The organism is Rhizobium sp. P1_E6 (assembly GCF_056405875.1).
This window is the reverse complement of the sequence record NZ_JBFUBG010000008.1, coordinates 1-17,616: the sequence shown is the minus strand read 5'-3', so window position 1 is coordinate 17,616 and position 17,616 is coordinate 1. Positions and strand designations below refer to the sequence as shown.

20 protein-coding genes are annotated in these 17,616 nt (G+C 58.0%); 12 read left to right on the top strand and 8 right to left on the bottom strand.

The genetic code is table 11. The features are described 5' to 3' along the window. Window positions 1-65: 65 nt before the first annotated feature. On the bottom strand, window positions 66-656 hold the full coding sequence (locus AC1D35_RS06775; RefSeq protein ID WP_113299824.1) for an EipA family protein: 591 nt from the start codon (window positions 654-656) through the stop codon (window positions 66-68). Window positions 657-837: 181 nt separating this feature from the next. Between AC1D35_RS06775 and chpT the strand changes: the two genes are divergently transcribed. After that, entirely contained in the window at window positions 838-1,485 is a 648-nt protein-coding gene (gene chpT / locus AC1D35_RS06770; protein ID WP_113311260.1) for a histidine phosphotransferase ChpT, read from the top strand. Window positions 1,486-1,598: 113 nt separating this feature from the next. Further along, on the top strand, window positions 1,599-1,961 hold the full coding sequence (locus AC1D35_RS06765; RefSeq protein ID WP_113299784.1) for a response regulator: 363 nt from the start codon (window positions 1,599-1,601) through the stop codon (window positions 1,959-1,961). Between the two features lie 127 nt (window positions 1,962-2,088). Here the strand turns inward: AC1D35_RS06765 and ctrA are convergent, their stop codons facing one another. Continuing rightward, window positions 2,089-2,790: a response regulator transcription factor CtrA gene (ctrA, locus tag AC1D35_RS06760; RefSeq protein WP_007815188.1), complete on the bottom strand. Its 702-nt coding sequence runs from the start codon at window positions 2,788-2,790 to the stop codon at window positions 2,089-2,091. A 435-nt stretch (window positions 2,791-3,225) separates the two neighbouring features. Between ctrA and AC1D35_RS06755 the strand changes: the two genes are divergently transcribed. Further along, window positions 3,226-3,576, top strand: a complete 351-nt coding sequence (locus tag AC1D35_RS06755; RefSeq protein ID WP_112543982.1) for a flagellar export protein FliJ — start codon at window positions 3,226-3,228, stop codon at window positions 3,574-3,576. Window positions 3,577-3,691: 115 nt separating this feature from the next. Here AC1D35_RS06755 and AC1D35_RS06750 read toward each other — a convergent pair whose 3' ends face one another. Continuing rightward, on the bottom strand, window positions 3,692-3,970 hold the full coding sequence (locus tag AC1D35_RS06750; protein ID WP_113311261.1) for a GNAT family N-acetyltransferase: 279 nt from the start codon (window positions 3,968-3,970) through the stop codon (window positions 3,692-3,694). Window positions 3,971-4,073: 103 nt separating this feature from the next. On the opposite strand from AC1D35_RS06750, the gene AC1D35_RS06745 reads away from it, so the two are divergent. Then, a complete protein-coding gene (locus tag AC1D35_RS06745) occupies window positions 4,074-4,538 on the top strand; it encodes a paraquat-inducible protein A (protein WP_113311262.1) in 465 nt (154 codons plus the stop codon). A gap of 20 nt (window positions 4,539-4,558) precedes the next feature. Here the strand turns inward: AC1D35_RS06745 and sciP are convergent, their stop codons facing one another. Then, complete coding sequence (sciP, locus tag AC1D35_RS06740) at window positions 4,559-4,834, bottom strand: CtrA inhibitor SciP (RefSeq protein WP_007533628.1); 276 nt, start codon at window positions 4,832-4,834, stop codon at window positions 4,559-4,561. Window positions 4,835-5,232: 398 nt separating this feature from the next. On the opposite strand from sciP, the gene AC1D35_RS06735 reads away from it, so the two are divergent. Next, window positions 5,233-5,979, top strand: coding sequence for a helix-turn-helix transcriptional regulator (locus tag AC1D35_RS06735; RefSeq protein ID WP_477938374.1), 747 nt, complete (start codon window positions 5,233-5,235; stop codon window positions 5,977-5,979). A gap of 24 nt (window positions 5,980-6,003) precedes the next feature. On the opposite strand, the gene AC1D35_RS06730 is transcribed toward AC1D35_RS06735, so the two are convergent. After that, window positions 6,004-6,720 carry a sugar transferase gene (locus AC1D35_RS06730; RefSeq protein ID WP_113299780.1) on the bottom strand — a complete coding sequence of 239 codons (717 nt, stop codon included), beginning with the start codon at window positions 6,718-6,720 and terminating at the stop codon, window positions 6,004-6,006. 688 nt (window positions 6,721-7,408) lie between these two features. After that, window positions 7,409-8,206, bottom strand: a complete 798-nt coding sequence (gene cysQ, locus AC1D35_RS06725; RefSeq protein WP_477938373.1) for a 3'(2'),5'-bisphosphate nucleotidase CysQ — start codon at window positions 8,204-8,206, stop codon at window positions 7,409-7,411. 492 nt (window positions 8,207-8,698) lie between these two features. Between cysQ and AC1D35_RS06720 the strand changes: the two genes are divergently transcribed. The 7 genes from AC1D35_RS06720 to AC1D35_RS06690 all read left to right on the top strand — a co-directional run bounded on the left by AC1D35_RS06720 (window position 8,699) and on the right by AC1D35_RS06690 (window position 15,348). After that, on the top strand, window positions 8,699-9,601 hold the full coding sequence (locus AC1D35_RS06720; RefSeq protein WP_113299778.1) for an ABC transporter permease subunit: 903 nt from the start codon (window positions 8,699-8,701) through the stop codon (window positions 9,599-9,601). A gap of 3 nt (window positions 9,602-9,604) precedes the next feature. Next, complete coding sequence (livM, locus tag AC1D35_RS06715) at window positions 9,605-11,002, top strand: high-affinity branched-chain amino acid ABC transporter permease LivM (protein ID WP_113299777.1); 1,398 nt, start codon at window positions 9,605-9,607, stop codon at window positions 11,000-11,002. Beyond that, entirely contained in the window at window positions 11,002-11,868 is an 867-nt protein-coding gene (locus AC1D35_RS06710; RefSeq protein WP_113299776.1) for an ABC transporter ATP-binding protein, read from the top strand. Before livM ends, AC1D35_RS06710 begins: the two co-directional genes overlap by 1 nt. After that, window positions 11,868-12,596 (top strand): ABC transporter ATP-binding protein, encoded by a 729-nt coding sequence (locus AC1D35_RS06705; RefSeq protein ID WP_113299775.1) that lies wholly within the window; start codon window positions 11,868-11,870, stop codon window positions 12,594-12,596. Before AC1D35_RS06710 ends, AC1D35_RS06705 begins: the two co-directional genes overlap by 1 nt. Window positions 12,597-12,621: 25 nt before the next feature. Further along, window positions 12,622-12,975 (top strand): DUF6867 family protein, encoded by a 354-nt coding sequence (locus AC1D35_RS06700; protein WP_113299774.1) that lies wholly within the window; start codon window positions 12,622-12,624, stop codon window positions 12,973-12,975. Between the two features lie 120 nt (window positions 12,976-13,095). Further along, window positions 13,096-14,220, top strand: a complete 1,125-nt coding sequence (locus tag AC1D35_RS06695) for a branched-chain amino acid ABC transporter substrate-binding protein (RefSeq protein ID WP_477938372.1) — start codon at window positions 13,096-13,098, stop codon at window positions 14,218-14,220. 159 nt (window positions 14,221-14,379) lie between these two features. Next, entirely contained in the window at window positions 14,380-15,348 is a 969-nt protein-coding gene (locus tag AC1D35_RS06690; RefSeq protein WP_113311265.1) for a 2-hydroxyacid dehydrogenase, read from the top strand. A gap of 20 nt (window positions 15,349-15,368) precedes the next feature. Here the strand turns inward: AC1D35_RS06690 and AC1D35_RS06685 are convergent, their stop codons facing one another. Next, window positions 15,369-16,280 (bottom strand): response regulator transcription factor, encoded by a 912-nt coding sequence (locus AC1D35_RS06685; protein ID WP_113299771.1) that lies wholly within the window; start codon window positions 16,278-16,280, stop codon window positions 15,369-15,371. Further along, window positions 16,273-17,616 (bottom strand): ATP-binding response regulator (locus AC1D35_RS06680; RefSeq protein ID WP_477938371.1); only part of this gene is annotated, 1,344 nt, incomplete at its 5' end. The genes AC1D35_RS06680 and AC1D35_RS06685, both read right to left, overlap by 8 nt.

The window sequence follows — 17,616 nt, the reverse complement described above, 5'->3', positions numbered from 1 at the left end:
AGCGGCAAGGCTGCGAGCACAGGCAAGACCATATTCCCAAGGATATTAGCGGTGATTTGGGCTTTTCAGAAGGGGTTCCAGGTCGGGTTCGGGGTGACTTTCAGATAGCCGACATTGATGCCGAGGCGGGCGCCGACGCCCGTGCGGATCGGCACGACCAGGACATTGTTGTTCTTGAGAAGCGTCATGCCGAAGCCGGCGATGACRTAGGCAGAGCCGCTGACGCCGCCGAAGCGCGCATAGATAGAGTCGATGGAGGGCAGGTCATAGACCAGCATCATGACGCGCGAGCCCTGGCCGCCGTAGTCGAGACCCAGAGACGGACCCTGCCAGTAAAGCGGGTGCTCGCCGGCATTCTTGGTGTTGAGCTGGCCTTCGCCGTAAGTGAGGCCGGCGATGAAGGCGCCGCCGCCTTCCTGGCCGAGAATATAGCCGTTCGGCAGGCCGTATTTCTGGAAGGCGCTTTCAACGACCTTGGCAAGGCCGCCGCTGGTTTCGCCGAAGAAGGAGTGACCGGCATCGACGATTTCCTGCACCGTGTACTGGCCATTGTTCTGCTGGGCAGCGGCCTGTCCAGCAACAATCACCGACGATACCATGATAGCGGTCAGCAACCTGCAGAAGCCGATAAATCTTCCGAGAAATTGGAGGCGCATGATGTCATCCATTCGTCATTGTCGGGGGCATTGGCATTTGATGCATTTTGCTCCGATCGTCTTAACAATCGGTTTACCAAATATGGTGTCATTATGGCGGCAAGTACGGTCGCAAACTTCGCGCAATTTTGATCAGGCACACTACCGGGTGGAATGATACTGCCGCCCTCAGGAGACGATGATGTCCAAGAACCCGAATCTCACTCTATCCGGCCCGGACCTGGCCGCACTTCTTTGCAGTCGTGTGTGCCATGACGTGATCTCGCCCGTCGGCGCGATCAATAACGGTCTGGAGCTTCTGGACGAAGGCGGAGCGGATTCGGACGCGATGGATCTCATCCGCACCAGTGCGCTCAATGCTTCAGTTCGTCTCAAATTCGCACGCCTTGCCTTCGGTGCATCCGGTTCCGTCGGCGCCTCGATCGATACCGGCGAGGCCGAACGTGCAGCCAAGGACTTTGCCGTGGCCGAGAAGAAGACCGAGCTGAGCTGGAGCGGCCCGCGCGCGATTGTCGCCAAGAACCGGGTCAAGTTGCTCCTGAACCTCTTCCTCGTCGCATATTCTTCCATTCCGCGCGGCGGCAATCTGGATATTACGCTGGAGAATCCGGAATTCGACGCGAGTTTCAAGCTCGTGGCGAAGGGCAAGCTGATGCGCATGCCGCCGAAATTCGTCCAAATCGCCACCGGTACCGTCGAGGAAGCGATCGATGCGCATTCGATCCAGCCTTATTATACTGTGCTGCTGGCGGAAGAATGCGGCATGATTCTGGATTATTCGGCCAGCGCCGAAGAGATCGTCTTCACTGCCAAGGTGGCCGCAGCCTAGTTCATCGATCGCTGATCGAGGCGGGCGCAGTAACGATTCCTTAGCCTGATGAACCTATCCTCGAAGGTTAGGAAGGCCCTCGACGGAGACAGCGCGAGGGATAAGGAGCCGCCATGCAGAGATTCATGATCACCGATAGTTCGGACATCGTTCGCAAGGTCGGCAAGCGAATCCTTTCCGAGCTCGATTTTCTGGTCAGCGAAGCTTCGAATGCCGAAGAGGCGCTGCAGCGCTGCCAGGCTGAGCTACCCGAATATCTGATCGTCGATTCGGGTATGGAAGGCGCGCTCGAACTCATCGCCAATATCCGCGCCATGGACGGCGGCAAAGAGGTCAAGATCTACTATTGTGTCATCGAGGCCGATCTGAAGAAGCTGATGGCCGGCAAGCGGGCAGGGGCCACCGACTTCCTGCTCAAGCCCTTCGACCGCAAGATCCTCACCGCCGTGTTCGGAAATCGCGCAATCGCTGCCTGAAGAGGTCGCGCAAATCGTTAACGCGAGCCGTCCTTGTGGGGCGGCTTTTTCTTTTCCGGACATTGCCGACAAAATAAAAGTCCCGCCGGAGAGGCGGGACTTTTCTTCGGTAAGGGGATTCGGCGGATCAGGCGGTTTCGGCGTATTCGGCACCATCGGGCTCGCGCAGCACATAGCCGCGGCCCCAGACGGTTTCGATGTAATTTGCGCCGCCGGCAGCATTTGCGAGCTTCTTGCGCAGCTTGCAGATGAAGACGTCGATGATCTTCAGTTCCGGCTCGTCCATGCCGCCATAGAGGTGGTTCAGGAACATTTCCTTGGTGAGCGTGGTGCCCTTGCGGAGCGAGAGAAGCTCCAGCATCTGGTATTCCTTGCCCGTCAGATGAACGCGCTGGCCGCCGACTTCGACGGTTTTGGCGTCGAGGTTGACGATAAGTTCGCCCGTGATGATGACCGACTGGGCATGACCCTTGGAGCGGCGGACAATGGCGTGGATACGGGCGACGAGCTCGTCCTTGTGGAACGGCTTCGTCATGTAGTCGTCGGCGCCAAAGCCGAGGCCACGAACCTTGTCTTCGATGCCAGCCATACCCGAGAGGATAAGGATCGGCGTCTTGACCTTCGACAGACGGAGAGTGCGCAGCACTTCATATCCGGACATGTCCGGAAGGTTCAGATCGAGAAGGATGATGTCGTAATCATACAGCTTGCCCAGATCCACGCCTTCTTCGCCGAGATCCGTCGTATAAACATTAAAACTCTCAGATTTGAGCATCAGTTCGATGCTCTGCGCCGTAGCGCTATCATCCTCGATGAGAAGTACCCGCATAATTATCCCCTTTACCGCCGCCGAAAGGTGGCCTGGCCCCCTACGCGATACCGAATAAGCTACGTGATTTGGAAGCTGCCACGAAATGGTTAACAAATTCTAATTCACTCTGGCAAGGAGTATCGAATTTATTAAATAATTTTTCCATTTCTATGTTTTCCAATGGAAATCTCAAACCACAAATCTCAACTTCGACATTAAGAATCTGCGCTAAGTGATTCATCTGACTCGCTAATGAAAAGGTTCGGTTTCCTGTATTGGCGTTTACCGACCCYTAAATCATCGGACCTATCATTAACGATGCCCGTAAACGAAAGGTTACCAGCGGTAGGTTTTTGTTAATATCGGAGGAAATTTTTCGGCAAACCGTGTCAAAGCGGCGCGCAAGGGCAGTTTAGAGTTGAGCCGGGGTCTCGCATCACGGGAGTAATGCGTATGAAGTCGCGAGAGAGCCTCGTTCGCCTGAAAGAGTTTCAGGTTAACGAAAAGCGTCGTCAATTGCAGCAGTTGCAGATGATGATGTCCGAATTTGAACGGATGACGAAGGATCTGGAGAGCCAGATCGTCGTAGAAGAAAAGAAGTCCGGTATTTCCGACCCGAATCACTTTGCATATCCGACCTTCGCTAAGGCCGCACGTCAGCGCGCCGACAATCTTCAGGTTTCGATCAAGGAACTGAAGGTTCAGGAGGAGGCGCTGGAACTGGCGCTAGAGGAAATGCAGGCGGAATATGCCAGGGCAACGGCGCTCGAAGAGCGCGACGGCGCAGTTCGCGCCCGGGCCTGACGAATATTGCAGGCGCCGGTACCGGCGCCTTGGGGATAACCACAGAAGCCATGCATGCCGGACGCAGTGTCCGTCATGCATGGCTTTTGGTGTTTCTATCGTATGCGCGACGTCCTCAGTTTACCACGTCATTCCATTCGGGGTGGCGCTGCGCCTGTGATTTAAAGAAGGGGCAGAGCGGGATGATCTTCCAGCCGCCCTCGCGGGCCGCCTCGACCGCGTGAAGGGCGAGCGCCTGGCCGACGCCCTTGCCGCGCAAAGCGTCCGGCACGCCGGTATGATCGATGATGATCAGTTTCGGCGATGTGCGAGAATAGGTCATCTCCGCTTCATGGCCTTCCAAGGCTGCAACATAGCGGCCGCCGGAGGTGTTTTCCTCAATCCTGATATCCATGTCCGTCTCCTGATGAATTATGTGATCGGGAACGTGACATGGCGGCGCCGGCGTGCCAAGCCGTGGTGGCAGGAGACAGTGTGTTCAAGGGAGAGGCGGCAAATTGAGCAGGCTTTCGGCGATTCGGCCCGTTCTGCTGGTGACAGCGCCGTTTCTTCTGGCGCTTGGCCTCGTCCTGCCGCTCGTCCGCTTCGAGAAGCTCTGGTTCTTCGACGAGACGCCGTCGCTCCTGGAAATCGTGGCTTCGCTCTGGAATGGCGGTGACGTGGCGCTTGCGGCAGTCGTTGCGCTCGTCTCGATTGTCCTGCCGGTTCTGAAGATGATCGGGATCGCGGCGGGATCCATGGCTGCCGGCGGCACCGGCAGCCTGTTTTATCGCAACGTCGTGCCGCATCTGTCCAAGTGGTCCATGATGGACGTGCTGCTCGTCGCGATCGTGATTGCGGCGGCGAAGACGACGGGACTTGCGAATGCGTTTACGCAGCCCGGCCTCTGGTGTTACGCGGCCTCGGCAATGATTTCGGGCCTTCTTCATTCCCTTGAGGGAAACGCGTCCGGCCCGAAATAATCAACTAGAATGGAATGGGATCAGTGGCGGTACTGCTGGATGCGCGTGGTGCGCAGACCGGCGAGGCCATGACTGTTGATGGAGGACTGCCAGGAAAGGAATTCTTCGACAGTGAGCGTGTAACGCTCGCAGGCTTCTTCCAAGCTCAACAAGCCACCGCGAACAGCCGCGACAACCTCTGCCTTCCGGCGGATGACCCAGCGCCGCGTATTCGGCGGGGGAAGATCCGCAATCGTCAGGGGGCTGCCATCGGGGCCGATGACATATTTCACTCGGGGACGTATCATTTCGGTCATTGGACTCTCTACACAACGCAAGACCACGGACGCCACTCTAACTTGCCACATTTAAAAATTGCCTAAACCCATCGTAACACTTTGATAACAACTTTAGATGCCCAGCGGGGGTGATTTGCGGATCGCCTGCCGTTACGTCAATTTGAGGCGACTGCATGGGAGCCATGCGGAATAAATGTTACATATTTTTCCCGGATAATCTTATAAGCGCTGCAACATAAGCATGAGCGCAAAGACTTCGTCTCCGTTCTTCTCGCAGTATCAATAAAGATGGCCATTTGAATGCTTCGTATCCTTCGGATGCGGGGCAAATGCCGTCTTTCCTGATCGTCCGGCGCGTCCAATCCGCGGCCGGTTGCGAGGCCGAGGCGAAGCCAGGCCCGTGAAGGAACAAGAGAATGAAGAGACGTGAACGCGCAGTCCGCGACTGCGCCGATGATACCGCATTTTCGCCCTTCGCAGCCCGTCCTGCGGGCATTTCCGCCGTCGACGGTGCAAGCCGCCTGGACGAGCTGACGAAGGCTGCCGGATTCGAATTCCACCTGTTTTCCGTATTCCCGCGCGGGGACCGGACGGCCTTTCTGGAAAACAAGCTGATCAGCAACTGGCCGCAGAGCCTCGTCAACTTTTACGAGGAGGCGGACCTCTTCTATTGCAGCAAGCTGGTCGCTGTCATGAAGCRCACGATCATGCCTGTCTTCTGCGAGGAGGGGTCTTTTGGTGGCAATGCAGCGAATCAGGAAAACCGCCGTCTGAACACGATGTTTCAGATGCACGGGCTGCAGCATACCTTCGCGTTTGCGCTGCACGACGCTGACCTGAAACAATACATCTTCGCTTTTTCCGGTACGCGTGCCATGCCCTCTCGCGAGGAAGCGACGGCGCTGGTTTATGGCTGCATGGAGCTTTTGGACACACTGCCGAGCGACGAGAAGCCGGAAGACAGGCCATCGGAAAGCCTCACCCGGCGGGAGATCGAATGCCTGCGCTGGTCAGCCGCGGGCAAGAGCAGCGATGAGATTGCGATCATTCTCGATCTCTCATCGCATACGGTGGTGGGATATTTGAAGAGCGCGATGCGCAAGCTGGATTCGGTCAACCGTATGCAGGCTGTCGCCCGAGCATTCAGGTATCGGCTGCTCTAACAGCCGATACCCTCTCTTTTTCAATCAGAAGCCTTTGCCGCCGTTCAGTTCGGAAATCAGTGTTCCGAAGATGATGCGGATATCCATCACCAGCGAGAAGTTCTCGACATAATGGAGATCGGAGGCAATGCGGGCGCGCGCCTTGGCTGGACGGTCCGTCGGACCACGCAGGCCGCGCATCTGAGCCAGGCCGGTAATACCGGGACGCATTGCGTGGCGATGATGATATTGCGGAACCAGCTCTTCATAGAGCATGCCGCCGGCACGCATGCCGATTGCATGGCAGCGCGGTCCGACAACCGACATGTCACCCTTCAGCACATTGAGAAGCTGTGGCAGCTCATCAATATTCGAACGACGCAGGAAAGCGCCGACGCGGGTGACGCGCGGATCGTTCTTCACGGTTTGGGCAACGCCCGTGACGTCGCACATGTCGGTACGCATCGAGCGGAACTTGTAGACCTTGATGGAGCGGCAGTTCTTGCCCCAGCGGGTCTGCTTGAAAAGCACCGGACCGGGATTGTCCATCTTGATCAGGGCGGCGACGACCAGAAGAAGAGGAGCAAGCACGATGAGTGCGCTGATCGAAGCAAAAATATCGAAGGCTCGCTTCAGCACGAACTGCATGGAGGCAGGTGGCGGAACGATGCTGTCGAGTGCGGTAACTGGGAACCTCGCGTTTACCTGATGAACAGGCGGAACGCGAAAGCTCTCTTCAGAAATACTTTTGTTAAGGTCCATGACGCTCAAGGATCTACCCTTTGTATTTTGAAGCTTTTATTTTGAAGCTTTCGGCGGTGTCATTCGCAGGTTTGGTTAGCGCCACAATAAGGCGCCACAATGTTAGGCGACGTTTAACCCTACTACATCCTAAATTTGCGACATTTGTTTAACCGAGTCCAGAGAAATTTCGCAGCGCAGCAAACTTCGCAGTTGCGTTAAGTTAATGCAAAATCAGGAGTTTTATTTTTCAACCGGGGTTTTTATTAGCAATTTTATGTGTTTGGCAGATTCGGGACGGCAAACKACGGTTGTGATTGCAGGCACCCACACCGTACCAAAACGCTCCATCCCCTACAGGGTCGAGGCGATCTCGGTTGTGCCAGGGTCGAGTTTGTTGCCTATTGTGCCAGAGTGGGAATGAGACGATCCAGCGGAACGGGGTTTCCGTAATTACGGGATATTCCATTATTATGTCTGTTTGCTGCGGCGATGTTACCGAAGTCACAGCTTGCTGGCGGCCCTGATTGTGGCGACATTGCGGCGAGAGGTCGCGCTGTCCGAGCGGAAGGACGTCTCCTCCGAATCAAAAATGAAGACCGAAGCCAAGTGTGATTTCCCGAGGAAGGGCATCAGGGCGCCGATGTAAAACCACCCCGTTGCGATATTCCTGCGACAAAGCTGAAAGATGCGAAACTTTCGGCGATCGCTACGCCCGTGCGAGCGCAGGCTTCGTGCCGCCCCAGGAGACGAAATGGGGATTTGCGAAGTCGAAATCGGCAGCCGCACCGGTTTTGCCGTAGATGAGCAGCTGGCCGTCCATCGTGACGGTCGATCCGCCGGCCGCGCGCAACACTGCGTCGCCGGCCGCGGTATCCCACTCCATGGTGCGGGTGAAGCGTGGGTAGACGTCGGCCTTGCCTTCTGCCAGCAGGCAGAATTTCAGGGACGAGCCGATGTTGGTACATTTGGAGATCGCATGCCTGGCGAGAAAAAGGCTGGTCTCGGGGCTGTCATGCCTGAAGCTGGCGAGCGCCATACTCTCTGCCGGCTGCTTGCGCACTTTGATCGGCATTCTCTCCGTTATCGCAAAGTTCTCGTCGATCACCAGCTTCTCCGCGCTTGCGCGCTCGCCGGAAAAAGCGATTCCGAGTGCCGGGGCATAGACGATACCGGCGATGGGAACGCCGCTTTCCACATATGCAATGTTGACGGTGAACTCCTGGCGCTTATCCAGGAATTCGCGGGTGCCGTCGAGCGGATCGACAAGGAAGAAGGACTTTCCGGCGATATCAGGCACCTTGCCGGCAGCTACCGATTCTTCGGCGATAACGGGGATCTCAGGGAAATCGCGTTCCAGATGCGCCAATATGATGCGCTCGGCCTCCTGGTCGGCAATCGTCACCKGACTTTCATCTGCCTTCATTCTCACCGGGCAGCCGTTGTCGAAGACTTCTATGATGACCTTGCCGGCTTCGAGTGCCGCGCGTTCAAATGTCCTCAGCATATTCCTGCCGTTCGTCTGCGAATTCGTCTTGGGATCACATTCACTATATAGTGTATACCCGGCGCTGCCGCACCCCTTTGGCGGAATGCAGTCACACTAGCATGGGTTCGCCGGTTTGCACAAAGCTCGTCAGGAGCAGTGCTCGAAAACTGGCATTTGCAATGAGCGGCATCTTCGAGCTTGAAATTTCGTCAACTTGCGGAACAGTTTACGCAGAAGGCCAGCGTGGCTTCGTTTAGCATCTAAGATTAATTGGTGAATTCCGCCCTGGCTAAAAATTTGCCAATCGATGCCGCTTTTGTGTGGATTTTGGTTTGAATTGCGCCATTTAGGCCTGTTTACCCAAGATTCTGACGCAGTAAATCCTTTTTGTCTTCACATTTCCAATGAAACCGCTATGCAATGCGAGCTAGTGGCTTGTGTGAAAGCACAGGCGATAAAACCAATAAGAGATGCAACTTAAATATGGTTCGCATCCAGGGGAAATGACATATGGAGTATTTCGTCCAGCAGCTCTTCAACGGGCTGACTCTCGGATCCATCTATGGCCTTGTGGCTATTGGCTATACGATGGTTTACGGCATTATCGGCATGATCAACTTCGCCCATGGCGATATTTTCATGCTCGGTGGCTTCGCTGCTCTTATCGTCTTTCTCGTTCTCACATCCATCTTCGCAGGTCTTCCGGTAGCGGTATTGCTGCTGGCGATGCTTGTGGTCGCGATGCTGATGACGAGTTTGTGGAACTGGACGATCGAGCGCGTCGCCTACCGCCCGCTACGCGGCTCATTCCGCCTGGCGCCGCTGATTACAGCGATCGGCATGTCGATCACGCTGTCGAATTTCATTCAGGTCACGCAGGGGCCGCGCAACAAGCCGATCCCGCCGCTCGTCCGCACGGTCTATAATGTTGGCGGTCTCTCGATCTCGCTGAAGCAGATCATCATTATCGTGGTCACTGTGGTCCTGCTGGCGGCCTTCTGGTACATCGTCAACAAGACGGCGCTCGGACGAGCCCAGCGCGCTACTGAACAGGACCGCAAGATGGCGGCCCTGCTCGGGGTCAATGTCGATCAGACGATCTCCATTACATTCGTCATGGGGGCGGCGCTCGCAGCCGTCGCCGGCACGATGTACCTGATGTATTATGGCGTCGCGTCGTTCAATGACGGCTTCATTCCGGGCGTCAAGGCCTTCACCGCAGCCGTTCTCGGCGGCATCGGCTCGCTGCCGGGTGCCGTTCTCGGGGGGCTGATGATCGGTCTTATCGAATCCCTGTGGTCGGCCTATTTCACCATCGCGTACAAGGATGTCGCCACCTTCGCCATCCTCGCTTTCGTGCTGATTTTCAAGCCGACGGGCATTCTTGGGCGGCCGGAAGTCGAGAAGGTATAAGTCATGGCAAACATCGACACTTCCACTGGCAAGTCCAACGCGGGGCTTGTCCAGAAGGGGCTTAGGGAAGCCTTCTTCGCCGGTCTCATCTCACTTGGCCTGTTCGTTCTCTATGTCGGTCTCGGCACGCAGCAGAACATCAACAACGAGCTGATCATCGTTCAGCGCTGGGGTCTGCTTGCAGTCTTCGTGCTGGTCGCCGCCATCGGCCGTTTCATCATGGTGGTTTTCGTCAAGCCGCATCTCGACCAGCGCAAGCTTCTCAAGGCGCGCCGGGGCGATCTGGAGATTTCGACGGACAAGGGCTTTTTCCGGACGCATTTCCTGAAGATCGCCCTCGTATTCCTGCTGGTTTATCCGCTGGCGACGGCCTATTTCCTCGGTCCGCAGGGCGCGCTGAAGTGGGTCGACAATTTCGGCATCCAGATCCTCATCTATGTGATGCTCGCCTGGGGGCTGAACATCGTTGTCGGTCTCGCCGGTCTGCTCGACCTTGGCTATGTCGCCTTCTATGCGGTCGGCGCCTATTCCTACGCGCTGCTGTCGGCCCATTTCGGCCTGTCCTTCTGGGTACTGCTGCCGCTCGCCGGCATCTTTGCGGCTCTCTGGGGGGTCATTCTCGGCTTCCCGGTGCTGCGCCTGCGCGGCGACTACCTGGCGATCGTCACGCTTGCCTTCGGTGAAATCATCCGCCTCGTCATCATCAACTGGACCGAAGTGACCAAAGGCACCTTCGGTATCTCTGGCATCGCCAAGGCTTCGGTCTTCGGTATCCTGAGCTTCGATGTCGGCAAGGCGAACAATTTCGCCAAGGTCTTCGGCCTGCCGTCGTCGTCGGCCTATTACAAGATCTTCCTGTTCTACGTTATCCTGGCGCTCTGCATGCTCACCGCCTATGTGACGATCCGCCTGCGCCGCATGCCGATCGGCCGCGCCTGGGAAGCGTTGCGTGAGGACGAGATCGCCTGCCGCTCGCTCGGCATCAACACGGTGACGACGAAGCTGACGGCTTTCGCCACCGGTGCGATGTTCGGCGGCTTCGCCGGTTCCTTCTTCGCAGCCCGCCAGGGCTTCGTCTCGCCGGAGTCCTTCGTGTTCCTGGAATCGGCGGTCATCCTCGCTATCGTCGTCCTGGGCGGCATGGGTTCGCTGACGGGTATCGCGATCGCTGCCGTCGTCATGGTCGGCGGCACGGAACTGCTGCGTGAAATGGATTTCCTCAAGGTCATCTTCGGACCGGAATTCACGCCGGAACTCTATCGCATGCTGCTTTTCGGCCTCGCCATGGTCATCGTCATGCTGTTCAAGCCGCGCGGTTTCGTCGGCTCGCGTGAGCCGACCGCCTTCCTCAAGGAGCGCAAGGCGATATCCGGAAGCTTTACCAAGGAGGGCCATGGTTGATGAGCCCTGTCGAGAACACCATGTCGAATGACACTTTGCTCAAGGTCGAGCACCTGTCGATGAAGTTTGGCGGCCTGATGGCCATCAACGACCTCTCGTTCGAGGCCAAGCGCGGCGAAATCACCGCGCTGATCGGCCCGAACGGAGCAGGCAAGACGACCGTCTTCAACTGCATCACCGGTTTCTACAAGCCGACGATGGGCATGATCACGCTGACGCAGAAGAGCGGTAAGCAGTATCTGCTCGAACGCTTGCCGGATTTTCGCATCACCAAGGAAGCGAAGGTCGCGCGTACTTTCCAGAATATCCGCCTGTTTTCGGGCCTGACGGTTCTGGAAAACCTGCTCGTTGCCCAGCACAACAAGCTGATGAAAGCTTCGGGTTTCACCGTGCTCGGTCTTCTCGGCATCGGTCCCTACAAGAAGGAAGCGGCAGCAGCCATCGAGCTGGCGCGCTACTGGCTGGAGAAGGCCGATCTGATCGACCGCGCCGACGATCCGGCCGGCGATCTGCCGTATGGCGCTCAGCGTCGTCTGGAAATCGCCCGCGCCATGTGCACCGGTCCGGAGCTGCTCTGCCTCGACGAGCCTGCCGCCGGCCTCAATCCACGCGAATCGGCAGCGCTCAACGCGCTGCTGAAGGGCATCCGCATTGAGACCGGTACCTCGATCCTGCTCATCGAGCACGACATGTCGGTGGTCATGGAAATTTCCGACCACGTCATCGTTCTGGAATACGGCCAGAAGATTTCCGACGGTAACCCTGACCACGTGAAGAACGACCCGAAGGTCATCGCGGCCTATCTCGGTGTCGAAGACGAAGAAGTTGAAGAGGTCATTGCGATCGTAGAGGGGGGCGCAATCTAATGGCCGGGGAACAGCTTCTCAAGGTTCAGGGCGTCGAAACGTATTACGGCAATATCCGTGCGCTCGCCGGGATCGATGTCGAGGTGAAAAAGGGCGAAATCGTCAGCCTGATCGGCGCGAACGGCGCCGGCAAGTCGACGTTGATGATGACGATCTGCGGTAGCCCGCAGGCCCGCACCGGCTCGATCATCTTCGACGGCCAGGACATCACCAAGCTGCCGACGCATGAGATTGCGCGGCTGCGTATCGCGCAGTCTCCCGAAGGCCGCCGTATCTTCCCGCGCATGACCGTTCTGGAAAACCTGCAGATGGGTGCCGGCCTCGACAACCTCAAATATTTCAATGAGGACGTGGAGAAGGTCTTTGTAATGTTCCCGCGCCTCAAGGAGCGCCAGTCGCAACGCGGCGGCACGCTTTCGGGAGGCGAGCAACAGATGCTGTCGATCGGCCGTGCGCTGATGGCGCGCCCGAAGCTCCTGCTTCTCGACGAACCTTCGCTCGGGCTTGCGCCGCTGATCGTCAAGGGCATCTTCGAGGCCATCAAGGTGCTGAACGAGAAGGAGGGGCTGACCGTCTTCCTCGTGGAGCAGAACGCATTCGCAGCACTCAAGCTGTCGCACCGCGCCTATGTGCTCGTCAACGGCAAGGTGACGATGAGCGGCAGCGGCAAGGAACTGCTCGCAAATCCGGAAGTTCGCGCCGCCTATCTCGAAGGCGGGCGGCATTGATCGCTGCAGAAGGGAGAGTTTGACTATGCAGGGACTTTTCTTCGAAAGCGACAACGGCGTAAAGCTCGTCATCCGCGCGTTTGTCGTGCTCATCGGTTTCTGGACAGCATGGCGGGCCGGCAAGGCGGTTGCGGACGGTTGGAGCAACTATCCGCTGGTCGTCGTCTATACCTTCCTGCTGGCCTGGGCGATGCAGTTCCTGCATCATGCGCTGTTCGACGGACCGATGCTCAGCGCGTTCTTCTACATTATTGATTTCATCACCCTGCTGATCTTCTCGACAGCCGGGTTCCGCTATCGCCGCACCAATCAAATGGTCAACAACTATTACTGGCTGTACGAAAAAACTTCCGCGTTTTCGTGGAAGGAGAAACATTGACAGCCCGTTGAAACTAGGCATGAATTGCCTCCAGAGTGGAACAGCTTTCCCGGCGTAGTCAATGGTGGGTAGTGCGCTGGGTCTTCTAACGAAACCCGCCCAAAAATTGGGAGTAACAATATGAAGAAGTCTCTCTTGTCAGCGGTGGCACTGACGGCGATCGTCGCTTTCGGCGGCATCGCACGAGCTGACATCCTGATCGGCGTTGGTGGCCCGCTCACAGGCCCGAACGCTGCATTCGGCGCACAGCTGCAGAAGGGTGCCGAGCAGGCAGCTGCCGACATCAATGCTGCTGGTGGCATCAACGGCGAGCAGATCAAGATCGAACTCGGCGACGACGTTTCCGACCCGAAGCAGGGCATCTCCGTTGCCAACAAGTTCGTTGCTGACGGCGTGAAGTTCGTTATCGGTCACTTCAACTCGGGCGTTTCCRTCCCGGCTTCTGAAGTTTACGCCGAGAACGGCATTCTCGAAATCACCCCGGCTGCTACCAACCCTGTTTTCACCGAGCGCGGCCTGTGGAACACCTTCCGCACCTGCGGTCGTGACGACCAGCAGGGCGCGATTGCCGGCAAGTATCTGGCCGACCACTTCAAGGACGCCAAGATCGCCGTCATTCACGACAAGACTCCTTACGGCCAGGGTCTCGCTGACGAAACCAAGAAGGCTCTGAATGCCGCTGGTGTCACCGAAGCCATGTACGAAGGCGTGAACGTCGGCGACAAGGACTTCTCGGCTCTCATCGCAAAGATGAAGGAAGCCGGTGTTTCCATCATCTATTGGGGTGGTCTGCACACCGAAGCCGGTCTCATCATCCGCCAGTCGGCCGACCAGGGCCTGAAGGCAGCGCTCGTTTCGGGTGACGGTATCGTCTCGAACGAACTTGCTTCCATCGCTGGTGACGCCGTTGCCGGTACGCTGAACACATTCGGCCCGGATCCGACGGTCAACCCGGCCAACAAGGACCTCGTTGCGAAGTTCAAGGCTGCCGGCTTCAACCCGGAAGCTTACACGCTCTATTCCTACGCTGCTCTGCAGACAATCGCTGCTGCTGCCAAGGCTGCCGGTTCTACGGACGCTGAAGCCRTTGCTGCGGCCATGAAGGAAAAGGGTCCGTTCCCGACCGTTCTCGGCGACATCTCCTTCGACGGAAAGGGCGACCCGAAGCTTCCGGGCTACGTCATGTACGAATGGAAGAAGGGCGACGACGGCAAGTACAGCTACTTCCAGAAGGCTGAGAAGTAAGCCTCTGGCAGTGATGCCTGTTATGGAAGCCCGGTCATCGACCGGGCTTCTTTCGTTTCGCCTCCGCAGTTCAAGATCTCAGTCTTTACGGGTTCGAAAGCCATTCCATTCCTGGCCTTCATGGCCTAAGCCAGAGGCAAGGATGGAGGATCCAGATTCATGCCAAACCCCCGCATTCTCGTCACCCGGCGCTGGCCTGCCGCGGTAGAGGCCGTGCTCGCAGAGCGCTTCGACCTGACGCTCAACAGAGATGATGTACCGCTTGCTGAAAGCGAATTGCGTCAGGCGCTGGCGGATTATGATGCCGTGCTCCCGACCGTTTCCGACAAGCTGCCGGCAGCGGTCTTTGCCGGGGATGTCCGTACGAAAATCCTCGGCAATTTCGGGGTCGGCTTCAATCACATCGATATCGCCAGTGCCAAGGCGAAGGGCATCGTGGTGACGAACACGCCTGGGGTCCTGACCGATTGCACGGCTGATATCGCCATGCTGCTCCTGCTGTCCGTCGCGCGCCGCGGCGGGGAGGGCGAGCGTCAGGTGCGCGCCGGTGAATGGAAGGGTTGGTGCCCGACGCATATGGTCGGTACGAAGGTGACCGGGAAGACCGTCGGCATTATCGGCTTCGGCCGGATCGGCAAGGCTTTCGCGCAGCGTTGCCATTTCGGTTTCGGCATGGACATCGTGTTCTACAACCGCTCACAGGTCGATCCGGCGGAGGCGGCTCGCTATGGTGCACGTCAGCTTGCTTCGGTGGAGGAGGTGCTTGCGGCTTCCGATTTCACCTCGCTGCATTGCCCAGGCGGAGCAGAAAACCGGCATCTGATGAACGCGGCGCGGTTTGCGGCAATGAAGCCAGGCGCCTTTCTCATCAATACGGCACGCGGCGACGTGGTCGATGAGACAGCGTTGATTGCAGCGCTTGATAAAGGCACGATCCGCGGCGCAGGGCTCGACGTCTACGAGGCGGAGCCGCATGTGCCTGAAGCGTTACGGCGGATGGAGAATGTCGTTCTGTTGCCGCATCTCGGCAGCGCGACGGAGGAAACCCGCACAGCGATGGGAATGAAGGTCGTGGAGAATGTGACAGCGTTCTTTGAGGGGCGAGACGTTCCGGACCGCGTGGTTTAAGGCGCGGCGCCGGCTATCCCTYACATTTCATGCAACACATGCGCCGCCTTCACGGCGGCGGATGCTCTGTTCTCCACACCGAGTTTCACGTAGATCTGCTCCAGGTGCTTGTTCACCGTGCGCGCGGAGAGACCGAGAATTTCGCCGATATCACGGTTAGCCTTACCCTTGGCGATCCACATGAGCACTTCGGATTCGCGCTGCGTCAGCAAGAAGTGCTGGCGCAGGACCTGGTCGTCGTTGCGCTTGTTGGCGGCCGTCAGGCGGAACAGATACTCGTCCGGGCCGATGGCGCCAAGGAAGGCGAGTTGCAGCGCTGCTTGACCTGCATGTGCGATCGAGATGAGGGCATCGCGGGCGGCAGCGGCGCGCTCTTTCATCCAGTTGCCGATCGTGCGGGAGACGACTTCCATGCCGTCATCGCTGCCCATGGCGGCGTTGACGAGGCGGGTTGCCTGCGGCGTGGACCAGTGGATTGCGCCATTGCCCTTCACCGCGAGCAGATGGCGGCCGGCAGCATCGAGCGCCACGCGCGCGCTCTGTGCCGAGCGGGCATTGCGCAGATGAACGCGGATGCGGGCGCGCAATTCGTCGATGTTGATCGGCTTCGACAAATAGTCGACCCCGCCTGATTCCAGAGCATGCACGACATGCTCGGTTTCGGTCAGCCCGGTCATGAAGATAACAGGCACCTGGGCGACTGCGGCATTGGCCTTCAGCCGGCGGCAAGTCTCGAAGCCGTCCATCAAGGGCATGACCGCATCGAGCAGGATGAGATCGGGCGTGATGCGCTCGACGATGTTGAGCGCGGCTGCGCCCGATGTGGCGATCAGCACGGAAAAGCCCGACTGTTCCAGCGCATCGGTCAGGAAGCCGAGAGCCTCCGGCGAATCATCGACCAGCAGAACGATGTCGCGGGGAAGCTCAGCCAACGGTTTCACCTTTTTCTTCGAATTTGTGCAGGAAATCCATGAAGCCGGCGAGATCGAAGGCGGCGACATAGGAATGGAGTTTCTCTGTGAATGGCTGATTTGCCTCTACTTTGGCAAGGTCGGCGAGCTTGGCTTCTATGCCTCTGATATAGCCGATCTCGCCGAGGCGAAGCAGTTCATGCACATGCGCGGCACCTGGGCTCTTCAGCGGCATGGGGGCGATCACCGGCGCCGGCGCCTGATCGTCGGCATAAAGCCATTTCAGGCCGAGATGCAGAGCCAGCTTGTCACGCAGTTGCTTGATATCAACAGGTTTGCCGATCGCATCATTGTGGCTGTCATCGCTGTCGCTGTGTGCGGCGGCATCACCGATATTGGCTGACAGCATCAGGATCGGTGCAGTGCGTCCAGTCTCGCGCAGCCGGGAGACTAGCTGCCAGCCATTCATGCCGGGCATGGAGATATCGACAAGAAACAGATCCGGCTCGATGCCTTCAACCAGCGTCAGGCAATCCGGGCCGGTCGCCGCCGTCAGCACGATGAAATCGAGGGGGACCAGGATTTCGCGCATCATCTCGCGATGATCCTCATTGTCGTCGACAACGACGATGGTGCGGCGCGGACCGTCATAGCTGACGATCTTTTTCTCCTGCGGCGGTGCTGCGGGACGCATCACTGCCGACAGCATGAGGCGGACGCGGAAGGTGGAGCCCTTGTCTTTCTCGCTGGTGACGGAGATTTCGCCGCCGAGCGTGTTGGTCAGAAGGCGGGTGATAGTGAGGCCAAGCCCGAGGCCTGGCATGGGCCGCACGCTTTCCGCCTCTCCACGCTGGAAGGGCTCGTAAATACGCGTCAGGTCCTTCTCGGCGATGCCACGACCGGTGTCGGAGACGGTGAAGGTCGCGACCTGGCTGCGATAGGCGACATCGAAGGTGACGCTGCCTTCGTCAGTGAATTTGATGGCGTTGGAGAGGAGATTTACGAGGATCTGGCGCAGCCGCTTCTCGTCGGTGCGCACGAATTGCGACAGGGCCTGCGAGCGCTCATGAATGAAGGACAGGCCCTTTGCCTGCGCCTGCGGCCGAAACATGTCGACGATCTGGTCGAGGAAGTCCTGGATATTGATCTCGTTCGAATAGACCTGCAGGCGGCCGGCCTCGATCTTCGAGATATCCAGAAGGCCATCGATGAGGCCGGAAAGATGCTCGGCGCTGCGGCGGATCACCTTGATGGAAGAGTGGCGCGGCGCAGGGATCGTCTCATCACGTTCGAGGATCTGGGCATAACCGAGGACGGCATTCAGCGGCGTGCGCAGTTCGTGGCTGAGACCCACGAC

Bases quoted from the DNA above. Each gene is read 5' to 3' on its own strand.
- chpT (WP_113311260.1), top strand. From the start codon at position 838: ATGTCCAAGAACCCGAATCTCACTCTATCCGGCCCGGACCTGGCCGCA.
- AC1D35_RS06765 (WP_113299784.1), top strand. From the start codon at position 1,599: ATGCAGAGATTCATGATCACCGATAGTTCGGACATCGTTCGCAAGGTC.
- ctrA (WP_007815188.1), bottom strand. From the start codon at position 2,790: ATGCGGGTACTTCTCATCGAGGATGATAGCGCTACGGCGCAGAGCATC.
- AC1D35_RS06755 (WP_112543982.1), top strand. From the start codon at position 3,226: ATGAAGTCGCGAGAGAGCCTCGTTCGCCTGAAAGAGTTTCAGGTTAAC.
- AC1D35_RS06750 (WP_113311261.1), bottom strand. From the start codon at position 3,970: ATGGATATCAGGATTGAGGAAAACACCTCCGGCGGCCGCTATGTTGCA.
- sciP (WP_007533628.1), bottom strand. From the start codon at position 4,834: ATGACCGAAATGATACGTCCCCGAGTGAAATATGTCATCGGCCCCGAT.
- AC1D35_RS06730 (WP_113299780.1), bottom strand. From the start codon at position 6,720: ATGGACCTTAACAAAAGTATTTCTGAAGAGAGCTTTCGCGTTCCGCCT.
- AC1D35_RS06720 (WP_113299778.1), top strand. From the start codon at position 8,699: ATGGAGTATTTCGTCCAGCAGCTCTTCAACGGGCTGACTCTCGGATCC.
- livM (WP_113299777.1), top strand. From the start codon at position 9,605: ATGGCAAACATCGACACTTCCACTGGCAAGTCCAACGCGGGGCTTGTC.
- AC1D35_RS06710 (WP_113299776.1), top strand. From the start codon at position 11,002: ATGAGCCCTGTCGAGAACACCATGTCGAATGACACTTTGCTCAAGGTC.
- AC1D35_RS06705 (WP_113299775.1), top strand. From the start codon at position 11,868: ATGGCCGGGGAACAGCTTCTCAAGGTTCAGGGCGTCGAAACGTATTAC.
- AC1D35_RS06700 (WP_113299774.1), top strand. From the start codon at position 12,622: ATGCAGGGACTTTTCTTCGAAAGCGACAACGGCGTAAAGCTCGTCATC.
- AC1D35_RS06690 (WP_113311265.1), top strand. From the start codon at position 14,380: ATGCCAAACCCCCGCATTCTCGTCACCCGGCGCTGGCCTGCCGCGGTA.